This window comes from Asanoa iriomotensis, assembly GCF_016862515.1.
Lineage (GTDB): Bacteria > Actinomycetota > Actinomycetes > Mycobacteriales > Micromonosporaceae > Asanoa > Asanoa iriomotensis.
In genome coordinates this window covers 59,931-74,707 of sequence record NZ_BONC01000024.1, presented here as the reverse complement: position 1 = coordinate 74,707, position 14,777 = coordinate 59,931, and the positions used below count along the sequence as shown (strand labels likewise).

General features: G+C 72.5%; 22 protein-coding genes. 15 read left to right on the top strand and 7 right to left on the bottom strand.

What is annotated here, in order from left to right; all coding sequences use genetic code 11:
* Positions 1–161: 161 nt before the first annotated feature.
* A complete protein-coding gene (locus Air01nite_RS18455) occupies positions 162–1,322 on the bottom strand; it encodes an MFS transporter (protein ID WP_203703839.1) in 1,161 nt (386 codons plus the stop codon).
* A gap of 100 nt (positions 1,323–1,422) precedes the next feature.
* On the opposite strand from Air01nite_RS18455, the gene Air01nite_RS18450 reads away from it, so the two are divergent.
* From Air01nite_RS18450 to Air01nite_RS18425, 6 genes are all read left to right on the top strand, one after another.
* Positions 1,423–2,106, top strand: a complete 684-nt coding sequence (locus Air01nite_RS18450) for an ElyC/SanA/YdcF family protein (RefSeq protein WP_203703837.1) — start codon at positions 1,423–1,425, stop codon at positions 2,104–2,106.
* A gap of 262 nt (positions 2,107–2,368) precedes the next feature.
* Entirely contained in the window at positions 2,369–2,593 is a 225-nt protein-coding gene (locus tag Air01nite_RS18445; RefSeq protein ID WP_203703835.1) for a winged helix-turn-helix domain-containing protein, read from the top strand.
* 52 nt (positions 2,594–2,645) lie between these two features.
* Positions 2,646–3,095, top strand: a complete 450-nt coding sequence (locus tag Air01nite_RS18440; RefSeq protein WP_239090789.1) for a cysteine dioxygenase — start codon at positions 2,646–2,648, stop codon at positions 3,093–3,095.
* Entirely contained in the window at positions 3,092–3,523 is a 432-nt protein-coding gene (locus tag Air01nite_RS18435) for a rhodanese-like domain-containing protein (protein ID WP_239090788.1), read from the top strand. The genes Air01nite_RS18440 and Air01nite_RS18435 overlap by 4 nt, the downstream gene beginning before the upstream one ends.
* The gene (locus tag Air01nite_RS18430) at positions 3,520–3,870 is read left to right on the top strand and encodes a winged helix-turn-helix domain-containing protein (protein ID WP_203703832.1); all 351 of its coding nucleotides are present in this window, start codon (positions 3,520–3,522) and stop codon (positions 3,868–3,870) included. Before Air01nite_RS18435 ends, Air01nite_RS18430 begins: the two co-directional genes overlap by 4 nt.
* Positions 3,871–3,936: 66 nt before the next feature.
* Positions 3,937–4,506 (top strand): hypothetical protein, encoded by a 570-nt coding sequence (locus Air01nite_RS18425; protein ID WP_203703830.1) that lies wholly within the window; start codon positions 3,937–3,939, stop codon positions 4,504–4,506.
* Here Air01nite_RS18425 and Air01nite_RS18420 read toward each other — a convergent pair.
* The 3 genes from Air01nite_RS18420 to Air01nite_RS18410 all read right to left on the bottom strand — a co-directional run bounded on the left by Air01nite_RS18420 (position 4,503) and on the right by Air01nite_RS18410 (position 6,549).
* Positions 4,503–5,387, bottom strand: a complete 885-nt coding sequence (locus Air01nite_RS18420) for a DUF72 domain-containing protein (RefSeq protein ID WP_203703828.1) — start codon at positions 5,385–5,387, stop codon at positions 4,503–4,505. The genes Air01nite_RS18425 and Air01nite_RS18420 overlap by 4 nt on opposite strands.
* A gap of 10 nt (positions 5,388–5,397) precedes the next feature.
* Entirely contained in the window at positions 5,398–5,775 is a 378-nt protein-coding gene (locus Air01nite_RS18415; protein WP_203703826.1) for a TraR/DksA family transcriptional regulator, read from the bottom strand.
* An 87-nt stretch (positions 5,776–5,862) separates the two neighbouring features.
* Positions 5,863–6,549: a nucleoside/nucleotide kinase family protein gene (locus Air01nite_RS18410; RefSeq protein WP_203703824.1), complete on the bottom strand. Its 687-nt coding sequence runs from the start codon at positions 6,547–6,549 to the stop codon at positions 5,863–5,865.
* A 37-nt stretch (positions 6,550–6,586) separates the two neighbouring features.
* Between Air01nite_RS18410 and Air01nite_RS18405 the strand changes: the two genes are divergently transcribed.
* Genes Air01nite_RS18405 through Air01nite_RS18395 form a run of 3 tightly spaced genes read left to right on the top strand, consistent with a single transcriptional unit; the run spans position 6,587 to position 8,624 of the window.
* Positions 6,587–7,504, top strand: coding sequence for an AEC family transporter (locus Air01nite_RS18405; RefSeq protein ID WP_203703822.1), 918 nt, complete (start codon positions 6,587–6,589; stop codon positions 7,502–7,504).
* Between the two features lie 16 nt (positions 7,505–7,520).
* Positions 7,521–8,153 carry a maleylpyruvate isomerase N-terminal domain-containing protein gene (locus tag Air01nite_RS18400; protein WP_203703820.1) on the top strand — a complete coding sequence of 211 codons (633 nt, stop codon included), beginning with the start codon at positions 7,521–7,523 and terminating at the stop codon, positions 8,151–8,153.
* Between the two features lie 9 nt (positions 8,154–8,162).
* Positions 8,163–8,624: a hypothetical protein gene (locus tag Air01nite_RS18395; RefSeq protein WP_203703818.1), complete on the top strand. Its 462-nt coding sequence runs from the start codon at positions 8,163–8,165 to the stop codon at positions 8,622–8,624.
* On the opposite strand, the gene surE is transcribed toward Air01nite_RS18395, so the two are convergent.
* Together surE and Air01nite_RS18385 are read right to left on the bottom strand one after the other, a co-directional pair.
* On the bottom strand, positions 8,621–9,412 hold the full coding sequence (gene surE, locus Air01nite_RS18390; RefSeq protein ID WP_203703816.1) for a 5'/3'-nucleotidase SurE: 792 nt from the start codon (positions 9,410–9,412) through the stop codon (positions 8,621–8,623). The two genes, Air01nite_RS18395 and surE, sit on opposite strands and share 4 nt — an antisense overlap.
* Positions 9,409–10,158, bottom strand: a complete 750-nt coding sequence (locus Air01nite_RS18385; protein WP_203703814.1) for a DUF72 domain-containing protein — start codon at positions 10,156–10,158, stop codon at positions 9,409–9,411. The genes surE and Air01nite_RS18385 overlap by 4 nt, the downstream gene beginning before the upstream one ends.
* 141 nt (positions 10,159–10,299) lie before the next feature.
* Between Air01nite_RS18385 and Air01nite_RS18380 the strand changes: the two genes are divergently transcribed.
* The 5 genes from Air01nite_RS18380 (at position 10,300) to Air01nite_RS18360 (ending at position 13,478) form a co-directional block, all read left to right on the top strand.
* Positions 10,300–10,617, top strand: coding sequence for a hypothetical protein (locus Air01nite_RS18380; protein WP_203703812.1), 318 nt, complete (start codon positions 10,300–10,302; stop codon positions 10,615–10,617).
* On the top strand, positions 10,610–11,857 hold the full coding sequence (locus Air01nite_RS18375; protein ID WP_308439974.1) for a cupin domain-containing protein: 1,248 nt from the start codon (positions 10,610–10,612) through the stop codon (positions 11,855–11,857). The genes Air01nite_RS18380 and Air01nite_RS18375 overlap by 8 nt, the downstream gene beginning before the upstream one ends.
* A 99-nt stretch (positions 11,858–11,956) precedes the next feature.
* Positions 11,957–12,376, top strand: coding sequence for a hypothetical protein (locus Air01nite_RS18370; protein WP_203703810.1), 420 nt, complete (start codon positions 11,957–11,959; stop codon positions 12,374–12,376).
* Between the two features lie 10 nt (positions 12,377–12,386).
* Positions 12,387–13,100: a class I SAM-dependent methyltransferase gene (locus Air01nite_RS18365; RefSeq protein ID WP_203703809.1), complete on the top strand. Its 714-nt coding sequence runs from the start codon at positions 12,387–12,389 to the stop codon at positions 13,098–13,100.
* Positions 13,101–13,187: 87 nt separating this feature from the next.
* Positions 13,188–13,478 carry a hypothetical protein gene (locus tag Air01nite_RS18360; protein WP_203703808.1) on the top strand — a complete coding sequence of 97 codons (291 nt, stop codon included), beginning with the start codon at positions 13,188–13,190 and terminating at the stop codon, positions 13,476–13,478.
* Here the strand turns inward: Air01nite_RS18360 and Air01nite_RS18355 are convergent.
* A complete protein-coding gene (locus Air01nite_RS18355) occupies positions 13,450–14,247 on the bottom strand; it encodes an alpha/beta fold hydrolase (protein WP_203703807.1) in 798 nt (265 codons plus the stop codon). The genes Air01nite_RS18360 and Air01nite_RS18355 overlap by 29 nt on opposite strands.
* Positions 14,248–14,306: 59 nt before the next feature.
* Here Air01nite_RS18355 and Air01nite_RS18350 point away from each other — a divergent pair, with 59 nt between their 5' ends.
* Positions 14,307–14,756 (top strand): MarR family winged helix-turn-helix transcriptional regulator, encoded by a 450-nt coding sequence (locus Air01nite_RS18350; protein ID WP_203703806.1) that lies wholly within the window; start codon positions 14,307–14,309, stop codon positions 14,754–14,756.
* Positions 14,757–14,777: the final 21 nt, after the last annotated feature.

The following is a 14,777-nucleotide window of genomic DNA, read 5'->3' as shown; positions in this document are numbered from 1 at the left end:
AGGCCAGCGGCGGCCACGAGCCGGCCGCCAGGACATGATCGCGCTTCGCGGCGAGGGGTGCAGGTCGGCGGCGGCCAGGAGCCGGCCGGTGCACCGAAGGTCCAGGTAAGGCCGATCAGGTCCTGGTCACACGGCCGTGACGGGTGACCTCGACCGCCTTGTCAGGGCATGACCGCCGCTGGTTGGCGGGCGAGGACGCGCAGGTCGGTGGCGGCGACGGCGGCCAGGAGTGGGGCCAGGGCGGCGAGGGTCCAGGTGAGGCCGACCAGGTCCGCGACCGCGCCGATGATGGCTGGGGCGACCAGGATGCCCGTGTAGGTCATCGTGCTGAAGCGGGCGACCGTTGCTGCCGCGCCGGTGGTGGCGGCGCCGAGGTGGCCGGCGGTGCTGAAGAGCACCGGCAGGGGAGTGGCCAGGCCGATGCCGACCACCGCGAAGCCGGCGATCGCCAGCACCGGCCACGGGCTCAGCACCACGAGCGCCAGGCCGGCGGCCGCCGTGAGCGTGCCGGCGCGGAGCAACTCGTGCGGCTCGCGGCGGGCGAGCAGGCGGTCGCCGACCAGGCGGCCCGCGGTCTGGCAGGCGGTGAACGCGACGTAGCCCAGGGCGGCCAGGCCGAGCGGGGCGGCGAGGCGTTCGTGCAGGAAGATCCCGCTCCAGTTGGCGATGGCGGCCTCGACGGTGAGCACCGTGGCGCCCATCGCGCCGAGCACGATGAGCTGGCGGCTCCAGCGGGCCTTCGGCCGGGCGGCGGTTTCTTCGACGTGGTCGGCGCTGGCCGGGAGCAGGGCACCGGTCCAGACCGCGACCGTAGGCACGACCACCGCGGCCACCAGGCCGAAATGGACGGTCCGCGACAGGTCCAGCGCGGCGGCGCCCGACGCGAGCAGCGACCCGCCGACCGCCCCGATGCTCCAGGCCGCGTGGCAGCCGTTGAGGATCGACCGGCCCAGCTCGCGCTCGACGGCGACCGCGTGCGCGTTCATGGTCACGTCCAGCAGGCCGTGCACGGCGCCGAAGACGAGGAACGCGGCGGAGAGGCCGAGCAGGCCGTCGGGCACCGCCGTGCCGACCAGCGCGACCGGCAGCAGTGTCACCGCGCCCCGCACCACCCGGCGGCTGCCGAACCGCGCCGCGAGCCCGCCGGCCACCTGCATCGCGAGCACCGCGCTGACGCCGAACGCCGCCGTCGTCAGCCCGAGCTGCCCGGCCGAGAGCCCGAGGTCCACTTTGACCGACGGCGCCCGCGCCGCCATGGTGGCTATCAGCAACCCGTTCGCGGCGAACACCGCGGTGATCGCCCAGCGTGCCCTGCCCGCCATCGTCCCGTCCTCCCACCCGGACGCCCCTGGCGGGCGCCACACAGACACGACGAACGGGGGCACGCGGATATCTACCGGGCCGCCAAGTTAATCTTGAAGCGTGCGGAGCGACCAGGCGACCCCTCGGGTCGTCGGGGCGTCGCAGGTCGCCGATCTCGACGCCGCCCGGCTCCTGGACGTGGCCAGCGCGCTCACCATGGTGCTGACGCTGCCGAGGTCGGCCGCGGACCACGTCGACGCGCTCGTCGTGGTGAGCGGCCAGGGTGAGGAGTGGCGGCTCACCCACGCGATCCGCTCGTGGGAGGCGAACCCGGGGCTGCGGCACCTGCTGGTGGCCAACGGGAATCCGGACGAACAAACCTATGTGCCGATCACCCTCGTCTACCTGCGCGGCCTGGGGTTGCGTCGGCTCGACGGGGTGAGCATCCAGGCCGAGCCGGCTCCGAACACCGGCCTTCAGGCGGCATGGATCGTCGCCCAAACAAGGGCGCACCACATCGGCAGCCTCGCGCTCACCGTCTCGCCGTACCACCTGGTCCGGGTCTTCCTGACGGTCCTGAAAGCGCTCGGCGGCCAACGCCTGCCGCTCATCCCGGTCCCGGTGGCGGTGCCACCGGACGCGCCGATACCGGAGACCGGCGCAACCGCGTACGACCTGGTGCCTGGTGAAGTGGTCCGGATTTTGACCTATCAGGACCGCGGTTGGGTCGCCACCCCGGCGGAACTGCGCGCCTATCTCGCGTGGCTGTGGCGCCACCCGATCCTCCGCGACGCCCTCATCTGAACGCCCGTCCTGCCGGCCGGTGATGGGGGTCGCCGGCCGGCAGGGGGCGGTGGCCGCCGAGCTGCCCAGCCGGCGGCCTGCCCGGGACGCGGTGCTCACCGTAGGCGCCAACCCGGAAGTGAACCCCGCGTTCCCGGTCTCAACTTATTCCAACTGGTTCCATCTGGTCAATGTGCAATCTCAACTTGTTCCAACAAGGTGACATGACAAGGGTGGTTGTGGTGGACTCGCGGTGGCCAACCGGAAAGCGAGCGTCTCCATCGTGGAACCCAACGAACCCACCACCGAATATCGAAAGGTGCTCGACGAGCTGGTCCGGCGGATCACGTCGGGCGAGCTCGCGCCCGGCGAGAAGCTGCCCTCGACGGTCCGCCTAGCCGCCGAGTTCGACGTCAGCGTCTCGACCATCCACCGCGTCACCACGACGCTGGAGGATCGCGGGCTCATCCGCGGCGTGCCGGGCAAGGGGCGGTACGTCCGGTCCTGACATCCGGGATGCCCTACTAAGTCAGTAGGATTAGTGGGCTATGCTGAGCGGCATGTTCCTCACCACTGACCTGCTCAGCGTCGCCCGGCAACATGCCGGCGACCCGGCCGGCTGGCCGGTCGCGCCCCGCTTCGACTCGGTCGAGCGGTGGTACCACCGGATCGCGGCCACGCCGGAGCACGAGGTCTGGCTGCTGACCTGGCTGCCGGGCCAGCACACGGACCTGCACGACCATGGCGGCGCGAGCGGCGGCTTCACCGTCGTCTCCGGCACGCTCACCGAGGAGACCGTCCACCGCGGCGCGCTGAAGGGCCGCCCGTTGGCGCCCGGCGCCGGCCGCCGGTTCGGTCCGCGCTACGTCCACCGCGTCAGCAATCTCGGCACCGAACCGGCGATCAGCGTGCACTGCTACGCACCCGAATTGACTAGCATGACCCGATATGACCTGACCGACGGCACCCTCCGTGTTGCCGAGGTGGCGCGCGCGGGGGTGGCCTGGTGAGGCGTTCGATCGACGAGATTCTCGAAGCGGCGCGGGAGCGGCTGGTCCGGCTCGACCCGGAGGCCGCGCACGTCGCCGCCCGGTCCGGTGCGGTGCTGGTCGACACCCGACCGGTCGGCCAGCGGGAGGCGACCGGCACGATCCCGGGTGCGCTGGTCATCGACCGCAACGTGCTGGAGTGGCGGCTCGACCCGCGGTGCGAGGCCCGGCTGCCGATCGCCGACTCGTACGACACGCATTACGTGCTCTTCTGTCAGCAGGGCTACTCGTCGTCGCTCGCCGCCGCCTCGCTGCAGGACCTCGGCCTGCACCGGGCGACCGATCTGGCCGGCGGCTTCGTCGCCTGGCGCGCGGCCGGCCTACCGGTGCTGCCGCCGCCACCGCCCACCCCGCCCCTCGTCCTCGCTCACCCCCGGGAGGAACCATGACCGCGCACACCACTCTGCTGGCCTTCCCGTCACCGTCAGTCACCGACGAGGTCTGGATCGACGTCGCCGCCCGCCAGGTGCTCCACGCCGGCCGCGAGGTGCCGCTGACCCGCCTGGAGTTCGACCTGCTGCTCTTCCTCGCCCAGCACCCGCGCCGGGTGTTCAGCCGCGAGCACCTGCTGCGCAGCGTCTGGGGCTACGAGATCGCGGGCCCGCGCACCGTCGACGTCCACATCAGACGGTTGCGGAGCAAGCTGGAAACACCGGTCGTGCGCACGGTGTACGGGATCGGCTACCGCCTGTCCGACGAAGCCGCCATCACGTTGGTGGCCGAAGCACCGCTGTGACACCCGCGGCGGCGGGTGCGCTGGACGTTATGGGGAAACGTCCGACAGAAAGTGCCAGGTGCTCTCATGCGTCATCTCGCGACCTTCGTCGCCGCCGTGGTCCTCGGTCCGGCGACCTGGGTGCTCGTCGCCCTCGGCCAAGGCCGGTCACTGACGGTGTTCGACACCGCGCCGAACGCCGACCTGCCGTCGGCGGGTGACCCGCTCGCCGCGTTCGTCTTCATCGCGGTGGCCGGCATGCTGCTCGGCGTGGTCGGCACGCTGCGGCTGTCGCCGCTGGGTGCGACGCTGATCGGGCTCGGCTACCTCGGCAGCGCCGTCGCGGCCGTCTTCGCGCCCGGCCGGGTGATCAACCTGCTCGACCACACGCTGCGCATCGGCGGCTACGACGCGAACCTGGCCACCCCGGTGCGCACCGGCAGCGCCGCGCTGCTGGGCTCGCTACTCGTCGTCGCGGTGGTGAGCGCGAAGCGCTGGCGGCAGTGGCCGGAAGCGCCCGCCGACGAGACGCCGAAGCCCGAGGACACGCCGATCCCACTCGGCGACCTGCAGAGGGACACCGAGTTGGTGGGCGCCGCGGGTCTGACGGCGCAGGACCGCCCGCAATGGGAGACGAGCTGGCAGTCGCGGCGCTAGTCGTCGTCGGCCCCGCCGCCGAGGAAGTCGAGCAGGCCCTGTGCGTTGCGCTGGGCATAGTCGGAATAGCAGTTGTTCATGAGTACGTGTGTCTCGTCCGCCGACGATGCCAGCTTCTTCAGCTTCGGGGCCCACATCCGCAGTTCGCGGTCCGAATACTCGTACCCGAACTTCTCGTAGATGTTCTTGCTCGTCCACTTGAGACTGTGGCCGTGGAAGCGCATCACCGCCAGCTCCGCGGTCGCCTCCAGGATCGGCGGGATCGACGAGCGGTGGCCCTGCGGCATGTCGACCGCGACGTAGGGCAGGTGGTGCTGGCGCAGGAACTCCAGCGTCTCCACCCGGTTGTCGCCCTCGAACCACGAGGCGTTGCGGAACTCGAACACCGGCCGCAGCGGCTTGACGCGGTCGCGGACCTCGATCAGGAAGTTCTTGTTGGACCGGCGGATGCCGAACCACGGCGGGAACTGGAACAGCAGGGCGCCGAGCTTGCCCGCCGCGACCAGCGGGTCCAGCGCCGACAGGAAACGCGTCCAGATCTCCTCGTACGCCTGTGGTGGCAGGTCCTTGGGGTAGACGTTGGTCTTGTCGGTCTCGGGCCGCAGGTCCTTGAAGATCGAACTGACGCGGGTCGGGTGCCCGGTGAGCAGGCTGTACGCCTTGATGTTGAACGTGAAGCCCGGCGGCGTGCGGGCGGCCCACAGCGTGGCGGTCTGCTCCGCGGGCGGCGCGTAGTAGGTCGCGTCGACCTCGACCAGCGGGAACCGGCCGGCGTAGTACGCCAGCCGCTTCTCCGGCGTGTCCTCACCCGGCGGGTACCACCCCGACTCGAGCAGCGTCTTGTCGGTCCACGACGCGGTGCCGACCTTGATGTCGCCCACAGCAACGACCCTAGGCCGCCCGGCGCTCCTTCGTCTGCTTGCACGCCACGCAGGAGGTCGCGGACGGGAAGATTTCCAGCCGCTCGACGGGGATCGGCTCCGCGCACGTCTCACAGGCGCCGTAACCGCCCGCGGCCAGGCGGGTCAGCGCGTGCTCGTACTGGGCGCGGCGGTCGAGGATCACGTTGAGCACCGAGCGGGCCGCGTCGCGCTCCGCCGCCTTCGAGCCGCTGTCGGCCTGGTCGTCACCGGCCGAGTCGCCCGCCTCGATCAGCCGGAGCCGGTGGCCGCGGTCGCGCTCGGCCTCGTACTCGGCGGTCAGCTCGTCGTAGCGGCCCTGCAGCGTGAGCCGGATCTGCTCGGTGCGGGTCTGGTCGTCGATGAGCATGGCGGCCGCCTTCCGAATGTCGGTGGAGGAGCGGGCGTTTACCCATACTCCGCGCCGAGCAAACCAGACACGGGACTCACTCGTGATTCATTCATCCGAAAGTCGCTCGACCAGCGCGGGATGGCGTGGGTCGTCCGTGCGCACCACCACGTCCGCCCAGCCGGCCGGGTCGACCTCGGCGGCGTACCGGCGCCAGGCCGGCAACGTCCACTCCCACTCCGGCGGCGTCCGCCGGGCCAGCGCCGCCGGCGACACCACCAGGTGCACAGTCAGGTCGAAGCCGAGCGCGCCGCCCAGCAGGAAACCGCCGGTGACCAGCACGACCGCCGACGGCTCCAGCGGCGCGTAGGCCGCCCGGCTGGCCCGATCCGTGGCCGGGTCCCACAGCGACGGCAGGATCCGGCCACTACCGTCGGGCCGGGCCGGGTCGAGCACCTCCCGCCGCAGCCCGGCCTCGTCGAGCCAGTCGGTGTAGAACGCGTCCGGGTTGGTCCGGCCCTGCTCGAGACGCAGCGACGCGGATTTCAGGAAACCGTTCGCGGGTACGACGTGCGCCGGCCGCCCACGCAGTCGCAGCGCCTCGACCAGCGCGGCCGCGAGCGGGTCGGGCCCCGCCAGCGGGCTGTCCGCCGAAGACGGCGACGACAGCGGATTCGCACCGGGCGGCGGCGGCCCGTCCAGCGCGACCGTCAGCCACGCTCGCGGCGACGACCGCTCGATCCGCTCCGCGAGGCCTTCGACGAACAGTTCCGGAGTGATCGGCCGCACACGCACCCGCCCATGATGCCCTGGCACCGGCAGGATGTCCGGCATGCGGGCGGTGCTCACCGGGTTCGCCGGGATCTGGCTGGTCACGCTGGCCGGCTACCTGGCGGGGCGGTTCGGCGTCCTCGGCCCGGAGGCCACCGCGCTGCTCGCCCGCATCGTCTTCTACCTCGCCGCGCCCGCGCTGCTGTTCTCGACGCTGGCCACCTCGAGCCTCGACAAGGTGTTCACGCCGGCGCTGGCCGTGTTCGTGCTCAGCACGCTCGTGGCCGCCGGGCTCTACGTCGCCCTGACGTTGCGACGCAGGCCCGCGGCCGAGGTGACGATCGGCGCCCTCTGCGCGTCCTACGTCAACGCCGGCAACCTCGGCCTGCCGATCGCCGCGTACGTGCTCGGTGACGCCTCCCTGGTCGTACCCGTGCTGCTCTTCCAGCTCCTGATCGCGACCCCGACGGGCCTCGCCGTGCTCGACGTGACCGCGGCGGGTCACCGGCCTGCGCCGTTGCGGTTGCTCTCGACGCCGTTGCGCAACCCGATCAGCGTGGCCTGCCTCTGCGGGCTGGGCGTGGCCGCCGCCGGCTGGCGCCTGCCGCCCGAGGTGCTGCGCCCGTTCGACCTGGTCGGCGGTGCGGCCGTGCCGCTCGCGCTGATCGCCCTCGGTCTCGCGCTGCGCGGCAGTCGCCCGTTCGCGCCGGGCCCGGACGTCGGTCAGCGCTACCTCGCCGTCGCGCTAAAGGTCGCGGTGCAGCCCGCCGTGGCCTGGGCGATCGGCCGCTACCTGTTCCACCTCGACGGCCACGCGCTGCTCGCCGCCGTGGTCCTGTCGGCGCTGCCGAGCGCGCAGAACCTCTTCGTGTACGCGACCCGCTACGACCGCGGCGCCGGCCTCGCCCGGGACGCGATCGTGCTGTCCACCCTCGCGGCCGTGCCCGCCCTGATCGTGGTCGCCGCCCTGCTGACGTAATTGGTAGATTCCGCCGGTGACAGTTACCCCCGCCGACGTGACCGCCGCCGTGGCGTTGCTCCGCGCGACCCTGCGCGACGTGCCCGACGACGCCTGGGACGTCCCCGCCGGGGCGCTCACCTGGACCTGCTGGGAGACGATCGAGCACACCGCCGACGACCTGTTCGTCTACGCCCTGCAGCTCGGCCCGTCCGATGCGCCGACCGACACCCACGTGCCGGCGCGCTGGCACTACGAGCGCGACGGCGGCCCGGCCGGCACCATCTTCGTCGAGCGGGCCAGCGGCACCCGGGGCCTGCTCCAGGTGCTCGAATCCTGCGGCGCGATGCTCGCCGCCGTGGTCGCCGTCACCCCCGCCGACCGGCTGTCGTACCACACCTACGGCGTCAGCGACCCCGAAGGCTTCGCGGCCATGGGCGTGGTGGAGACCGTCGTGCACGCCCACGACGTGGCGGGCACCCTGGGCCTGCCCTGGCACCCGCCGGCCGACCTGTGCGAGCGGGTGATCGGGCGCCTGTTCCCCGACCTGCCGGCGCACCCGGACCCGTGGGAGCGGCTGCTCTGGGCCACGGGCCGCACCGAGCTGCCCGGCCACCCGCGGCGGGAGTCGTGGCGCTGGGACGGCCGCCCGGTTGCGCTGCGCGGTTAGCGTGGGGCCATGCTCACGGCACGCCCGGCCAGCGCCTGGCGCAACCGATACGACGTCGCGCTCGACGGCCGCCCGCTGACCACATGGGAAGCCTCCTTCTGGAAGCAGGGCGGGGCGTTCACGCTCGACGGCCGCCGGTTCGAGGTGCGGTCCAGCACCTGGGGCACGAAGTCCACGATGGTCGACGAGATGGGCGGCGAGGTCGCGGCGGCCGAGCGGGTGGGCCGCAAGCGGTGGACGGTCAGCTACGCGGGCCAGACCTACACGTTCCGCCGGCATTCGATGTGGAGCCAGCGGCAGGATCTCTACGTCGGCGACAACGCGGTGGGCTACGCGCGCCGCACCAGTGCCTGGCGACGCGAGGTCGAGCTGGATCTGCCTGGCGTGCCAGTGCCGGCCCAGGTCTTCGTGCTCGGCGTCGTCATCGCGTTGTGGGACGCGGAGACCGCCGCGGTCGCCGGGGGGTCTTAGCGGTCTGCGACGCCCGGCACGTCCAGCTCGGCCAGTGCGCGCAGGGCGGTCACCGTGGCGTAGCCGTCGGCCAGGGCGGCCAGGTCCGTGCCCGGCACCAGGTGTTCGCCGGACTCCGCCAACGCCGTGCGGACGAAGCCGTCGCCGGTTTCCACCACGGCCAGCTGGACCTGGCCGAACGCGGCGAGGGTCGCCCGGCGCACCCCGCGCAACTTTTCCGCCGGCAGGTCCGGTGCGTTGACGTTGAGCACCACGCCGTCGGGCGCGGCCAGCAGCGCGTCGACCAGGTCGACCGCGGTCGCGGCGGCGGTGGACCAGTTGCGGGCGGCTTCGTCCGTTGTGGACATCCGCATCGCCGCGCCGCCGCTGGCCGTCGTGGCCGCAGAGACGGAGAGGATGTCCAGCGACACCGCCATCGCCCGGCAGCCGGCGGCGGACGCCGTCAGCGCCGCACCGACCGTCCCCGAGTGGAGCACCGCGCGGCCGGCGTTGGCGCCCCGGTTGATGCCCGACACCACCAGGTCCGGCGGGGGACCGAAGGCGCCGTGCAGGCCCAGCAGCGTGATGTAGGCAGGGGAGCCGGCGATCGCGTACCCGCGCTCCCGGCGCTCGATCAGCACCCGGCCGTCGTCCTCGGTCGCGGTCAGCGCGGCGCTCGTGCCGCTGGAGTCGGTGCGTGGGGCGGCGACGACGACGTCGAGCCCGCGTGCGCGCAACGCGTCCGCCAGCACGCGGATGCCGACGGCGTCGATGCCGTCGTCGTTGGTGACCAGGACCCGCGGGCTCATGGCGTACGCGATGGCTGCAATCCCGCCGCGGCGGCCTGCCGCGCGAACGCCTCGGCGTCGACCACCGCGGCGCCGCCCGTGTCGTTGTTGAAGTAGACGAACGCGTCCGCGCCGGCACCGAACGCCGCCTTCAGCCGCCCCGCCCAGGTGCGCAACGCGCTGCGCCCGTACCTCGGCCGCGGTGTCGCCCGTCCCTGATGGAACCTCAGGTAACCCCAGCCGGCGGTGCGCCACAGCGGTGTCACCGGCCGGCCGAGCCGGTCGGCCCAGGCGAGCGCGGCGGCGTGGTCGGTGAGGACGCCCTTCACCTCGTCGGTCCACCAGCTCTCGTGCCGCGGCTCCACCGCGACCCTGGTCGTGCGCGGAAACTCGGTCAGCACGGCATCGAGCTGCTTCGGTGCGGCCTTGAGGTTCGGCGGAAGCTGCAACAGCACCGGTCCGAGCCGGTCACCCAGCCCGTCGGCGTGGTCGAGGAAGCGCTTGACGGGTTCCGCGGGATCGTTGAGGCGCCTGATGTGGGTGAGGTAGCGGCTCATCTTGACGGCGATCTGGAAGTCGTCGGGGGTCTGCTCGCGCCATTTGACGAACGTGTCGCGCTCGGGGAGACGGTAGAACGCGTTGTTGACCTCCACGGTGGCGAACCGGCCCGCGTAGTGCGCCAACCAGGCCTTCTGCGGCAGCTTCTCGGGGTAGAACGGGCCACGCCAGTCGCGGTACTGCCAACCGGAGGTGCCGACGAGGATCACGGGTCCTGACTTACCCCGGAATCAGCCCCGCAGGCGCGTCCGGACCGGTCATTCTGGGGTTACAGGTGATCGTTCGACGGGTACGAGGACGGCTGGAACGCCCCGCACCCCGGGGCGTCGTAAGCGCGAGGGGGCGACTCGATGACACTCGACGACGACGACATGGCCACGACCGGAGCTGGCAGCGGAGAAGGGCCGGCCGACGGCGGCGCGAACCCGGGTCGCCAGGACGGCGGTGCCGACGGCGGCGCGGGCGAGGGTCCGGCGGACGGCGGCACCAACGCGGGCGGCCACGACGGCGGCGCCGATGGCAGCGCCTCCAAGGACGAGGGTGTCGCCGACGGTGGCACGAACCCGCAGGGCCGCGACGGCGGCGCCGACGGCGGCGCGGGCGAGGGCCCGGCGGACGGCGGCACGAACCCGAGCGGCCACGACGGTGGCGCCGACGGCGGTGCCTGACGGGACGGCGCCGGGCGGGACGCACCGCCCGGCGCTGACCCGTTGCGTCAGCGTCGACCCGGGCCAGTTCGCGGGCGCCTACTGGGGTAAGGCGCCCTTGCTGTCGCGCGCGGCGGAACTGGCCGGTCCCGAGGGGTTCATGGATCTTCTCTCGCCCGCGGACGCGGACGAGCTGCTGAGCCGGCGCGGCCTGCGTACGCCCTTCCTGCGCATCGCCAAGGACGGCGCGCTGGTGCCGACGAGCCGGTACACGGGCGGCGGCGGCGCGGGCGCCGAGATCGACGACCAGGTCCTGGACGAGAAGATCCTCGGCCTGTACGCGGACGGCGCGACCCTGGTGCTGCAGGCACTGCACCGGACGTGGCCGCCGCTGATCGACTTCGCCGGCGAGCTGAGCGCGGCGCTCGGCCAGCCGCTGCAGATCAACGCCTATCTGACGCCACCCGGCAACCAGGGTTTCTCGACCCACTACGACACGCACGACGTCTTCGTGCTGCAGGTCGACGGCCGCAAGCGCTGGCGGATCCACCCGCCGGTGCTGGAGGCGCCGCTGGAACGGCAGGCCTGGGGCGGCCGCGCCGAGGAGGTCTCGGCCACGGCGGCGGGCGAACCGGCGATGGACGTGGTCCTCGCACCCGGTGACGCCCTGTACCTGCCGCGCGGTTGGCTGCACAGCGCGACCGCGCAGGACGACTCGTCGCTGCACCTGACGGTCGGCGTGCGGGCCTTGACGCGGTACGCCCTGGTGGAGGCGCTGCTGTCCGAGGCGGCGGAGGCACCTCGGCTGCGGGCGAGCCTGCCGTACGCGCTGGACGTGAGCGACCCGGACCAGTTGGAGCCGGAGCTGACGGAAACGGTCGCGGCGCTGCGCTCGTGGCTGGAGACGGCGTCCCCGGTCGCGGTGGCCGAGCGGCTGCGCCGGCGCACGTGGCCGGCGACGCGCCCGGCCCCGCTGCGCCCGATGGCCCAGGCGGCGGCGGCCACGGCGCTGACGGCCGCCGACCGCATCGTGCCGCGCCCGGGCCTGCGCTGGCGCCTGGAACCGCTGGACACGGACAAGATCCGCCTGCGGCTGTTCGACCGTTCGGTGACGTTCCCGACGGGCTGCGCGCAGGCCCTGCGCGCCTTCCTGGACGGCACGGTCACGCTGGTCGCGGACCTACCAGGCCTGGACGACGACGAGTCCCGCCTGGTCCTGGCCCGCCGCCTCCTCCGCGAAGCGGTCGCTGTCCCGGCGTAGAGCGGGGTTGCGAAGATCAACGATCCACGACGACACTTCCGGTCGTGCAGCCCGCTGGAGCCGTTCGAGCCGTCGCCGCCCGCACGGCGGCCGATCTGGATGTGGGTCGGTGCCGTTGCCGGGCTCGCGCTCGCCGTCAACATGTTCCTCAACAGAAACCAACCGCCCACGCCCGCCGTGGCGGATCGCCCGAGCAGCGGTAGCTTCGTGGTGTCCGGGGCGGTGGTGCTCGGCTCGTCGTTCACCAAGGACGACCAGGGTGGCTGTGCCGGCACCGGAACCCACGCCGACGTCGTCGAGGGAGCCGCGGTGGTCGTCGTGACCGCTGGTGCCGGGTTCGGCGGCGGAGAACTCGCTGTATCGCAGGCGCTAGACGACGGAACTTGCCGGTTCTCGTTCTCCGTCAACGACGTGCCGGCGGGGGAGGGCACCTACGTGGTCATGATCGGCGGCCAGGACGTCCGCAATTACTCGGAGGAGCAGTTGACCGCCGGCCTGGTGAACATCCGCCTCGACTAACCTCGGTGGGGTGTTCTCACCCCGCGGGCCGTCGCTGCGTGAGTTGTGTGTCCAGGCGCTCTCGTCGGTCGAGGGCGGCTATGACCTGCTGGCGCCGAAGTTCGACTACACACCGTTTCGCACGCCTGAAAGCATTCTCGACGCGACGACGGCGGCACTGTCCGAGCACGGCCCGTTCGGCCGTGGGCTCGACGTGTGCTGCGGCACCGGCGCGGGCCTGCCGGTGCTGCGGTCGTTGTGCCGCGGGCAGATCACCGGGGTCGACTTCAGCGACGGCATGCTGGCCCGGGCGCGCGACGCCCATCCGGACGCGACCTGGGTGCGGGCCGACGTCCGGGCCCTGCCGTTCGCGAACGGCTTCGACCTCGCGGTCAGCTTCGGCGCGCTCGGCCACTTCCTGCCCGCGGAACGGCCGGCGCTGTTCGCCGGGGTCCACCGCGCGCTGCGCCCCAGCGGGCTGTTCGCCTTCCCGGTGGGCACCGTGCCGCCGGCGACCTCGGTCGCGCACTGGGTCACGCTGGGGTTCGACCTGACCATGCGCGCCCGCAACGCGGTGTGGCGCCCGCCGTTCGTCATGTACTACCGCACCAACCGCACACCCGAGGTCCTCGCCGACCTGACGGCCGCAGGCTTCACGGCGTCAGCCATCGACCTGGACACCCTGGGCCGCCACAGCGACGGCAGCCCCCGGTGCCGGCTGCTGCTCGCGCGAAAAGCGACCTGACCACCGCTCCTGGCCCGATCAGTCAGCTTGGGCCGCTGGCGGCGAAGGCGTCGTAGTCGACCGCACGGCCGACCTGCTCACCTGGGTGTGGGAGTCGACCTGACCGAGGCGCGGCTTTCCTTCATCCCGACGCTGTCGCGCGACGGCTGGCTGTGCCTGTTCGCGCCGCACCGTTACGTCGTGGTCTACCCATGTGCGGGCCTCCTCGTCGATCCGGCCGGCACGGTCGCACCATCGGCGCTGAGCCGGCTCGTCGGACCGGTGCGCGCAGCGGTGCTGATGCACCTGCAGACGTCGAAGACCCCAAGCCAGCTTTGCGCGATCACCGGGTACGAATCCCCTGCTTCCGCTAGCGGCAGTTCGTCCAGAAGTCGGTGATGACGTCGGCGGTGTGTGGGTCGAACAGCGGCGCGAGGTGGCCCCCGCCCGGCAGTGTCAGTGACCGGCCGTCCGGGATCTGGGCCGCCCACGTCGCCGTGTCGGTCGGTGTGCACATCGGATCGTCAGCACCCGTGGTGAGCAGAGCAGGGGATTTCACCTGGCCCAGCAACGGCGTCGCGTCCGGGCGGTTCAGGCTGATCGAGTGGATCGCCTGGCGCATGCCGTGCCGGTCCGCGTTGACGAAGGACGCGCGTACGACCGCTGCCGCTTCCGGGTCTTTCCTGCCGTAGCCCTTGCCCAGCAGCGCGTCGGTCAGGATGCCCGCCACCGGGCGTGGGCCGGCCAGGCCGTGCAGCGTGTAGAGCAGCCGGACCGAGCGCCGGTCGGCCGGCAGCAGCGCGTGGATCGGTGTGGCGATCGTAGTCAGGCTGCGGCAGGCGTCCGGGTGTTCCGCGGCGAAGTAGACGCCGACGTGGCCGCCCCACGCGTTGCCGAGCCAGTCCACCGGGCCGGTCACGCCCAGGCCGTGCAGAACCTCGCGGGCGGCGACGGCGCAGTCCGACAACGTGTACGGGCCCGGCGCCGCGCCGCTGCGGCCGTGTCCCGGCCCGTCGATCAGCACCAGCGTCCGCGTCGCGGCCAGCGACGGGCGCAGCCGCGCCCACGTCGTCGAGTCGACGAACAGGCTGTGCCACAGCACCGCGGGCGGTCCGGAACCCTCGACCGCCACGTTGAGCCGGCCCACCCGGGTGGCCACGGTCGCCATTGCCCCTCCAAGAATTACTTCGGAACCCAAAGCTTCGGTTTCCGAAGTATCATCCCGTCGTGAAGCCGACGTCAAGTGACCTGCCGACCGACCGGGCTGCCGTCGGGCAGCTCCTGGTCCGCCTGCTGCGCCAGTTCCGGACCGAGATGTTCGAGCCGGCCGCGGCGTCCGGCTACCGCGACCTGCGCGAGCCGCACCTGCAGATCTTCGGCAACATCTACGGCGGCGCCCGGCTCACGGAGTTGGCCGCCCGCGCCCAGCTCAGCCTGGCCGCCACGTCGGAGCTGGTGAACGACCTGCAGCGCCTCGGCTACCTCGAACGCCAGCCCGACCCGCAGGACGGCCGCGCCAAGCTGATCGTCCCGACCGCCCGCGGCCGGGCCGCCCTGGCCGACGCCGGCGACCGGGTCGCCGAGATCGAGCGGCACTGGGCCGACCTGATCGGCGACCGACGCTTCACCGCGATGACGCGCGCGCTGCAGGACCTGCTCGACGCGCTCGAGAAGTGACAGTTCACGCAGGCGTGATAA

Excerpts from the sequence above, each read along its gene's own strand:
- Air01nite_RS18455 (WP_203703839.1), bottom strand. The coding sequence starts at position 1,322 with ATGGCGGGCAGGGCACGCTGGGCGATCACCGCGGTGTTCGCCGCGAAC.
- Air01nite_RS18440 (WP_239090789.1), top strand. The coding sequence starts at position 2,646 with ATGTTCCTCACCACTGACCTGCTCAGCGTCGCCCGGCAACATGCCGGC.
- Air01nite_RS18430 (WP_203703832.1), top strand. The coding sequence starts at position 3,520 with ATGACCGCGCACACCACTCTGCTGGCCTTCCCGTCACCGTCAGTCACC.
- Air01nite_RS18425 (WP_203703830.1), top strand. The coding sequence starts at position 3,937 with ATGCGTCATCTCGCGACCTTCGTCGCCGCCGTGGTCCTCGGTCCGGCG.
- Air01nite_RS18415 (WP_203703826.1), bottom strand. The coding sequence starts at position 5,775 with ATGCTCATCGACGACCAGACCCGCACCGAGCAGATCCGGCTCACGCTG.
- Air01nite_RS18405 (WP_203703822.1), top strand. The coding sequence starts at position 6,587 with ATGCGGGCGGTGCTCACCGGGTTCGCCGGGATCTGGCTGGTCACGCTG.
- Air01nite_RS18395 (WP_203703818.1), top strand. The coding sequence starts at position 8,163 with ATGCTCACGGCACGCCCGGCCAGCGCCTGGCGCAACCGATACGACGTC.
- surE (WP_203703816.1), bottom strand. The coding sequence starts at position 9,412 with ATGAGCCCGCGGGTCCTGGTCACCAACGACGACGGCATCGACGCCGTC.
- Air01nite_RS18380 (WP_203703812.1), top strand. The coding sequence starts at position 10,300 with ATGACACTCGACGACGACGACATGGCCACGACCGGAGCTGGCAGCGGA.
- Air01nite_RS18370 (WP_203703810.1), top strand. The coding sequence starts at position 11,957 with ATGTGGGTCGGTGCCGTTGCCGGGCTCGCGCTCGCCGTCAACATGTTC.
- Air01nite_RS18355 (WP_203703807.1), bottom strand. The coding sequence starts at position 14,247 with ATGGCGACCGTGGCCACCCGGGTGGGCCGGCTCAACGTGGCGGTCGAG.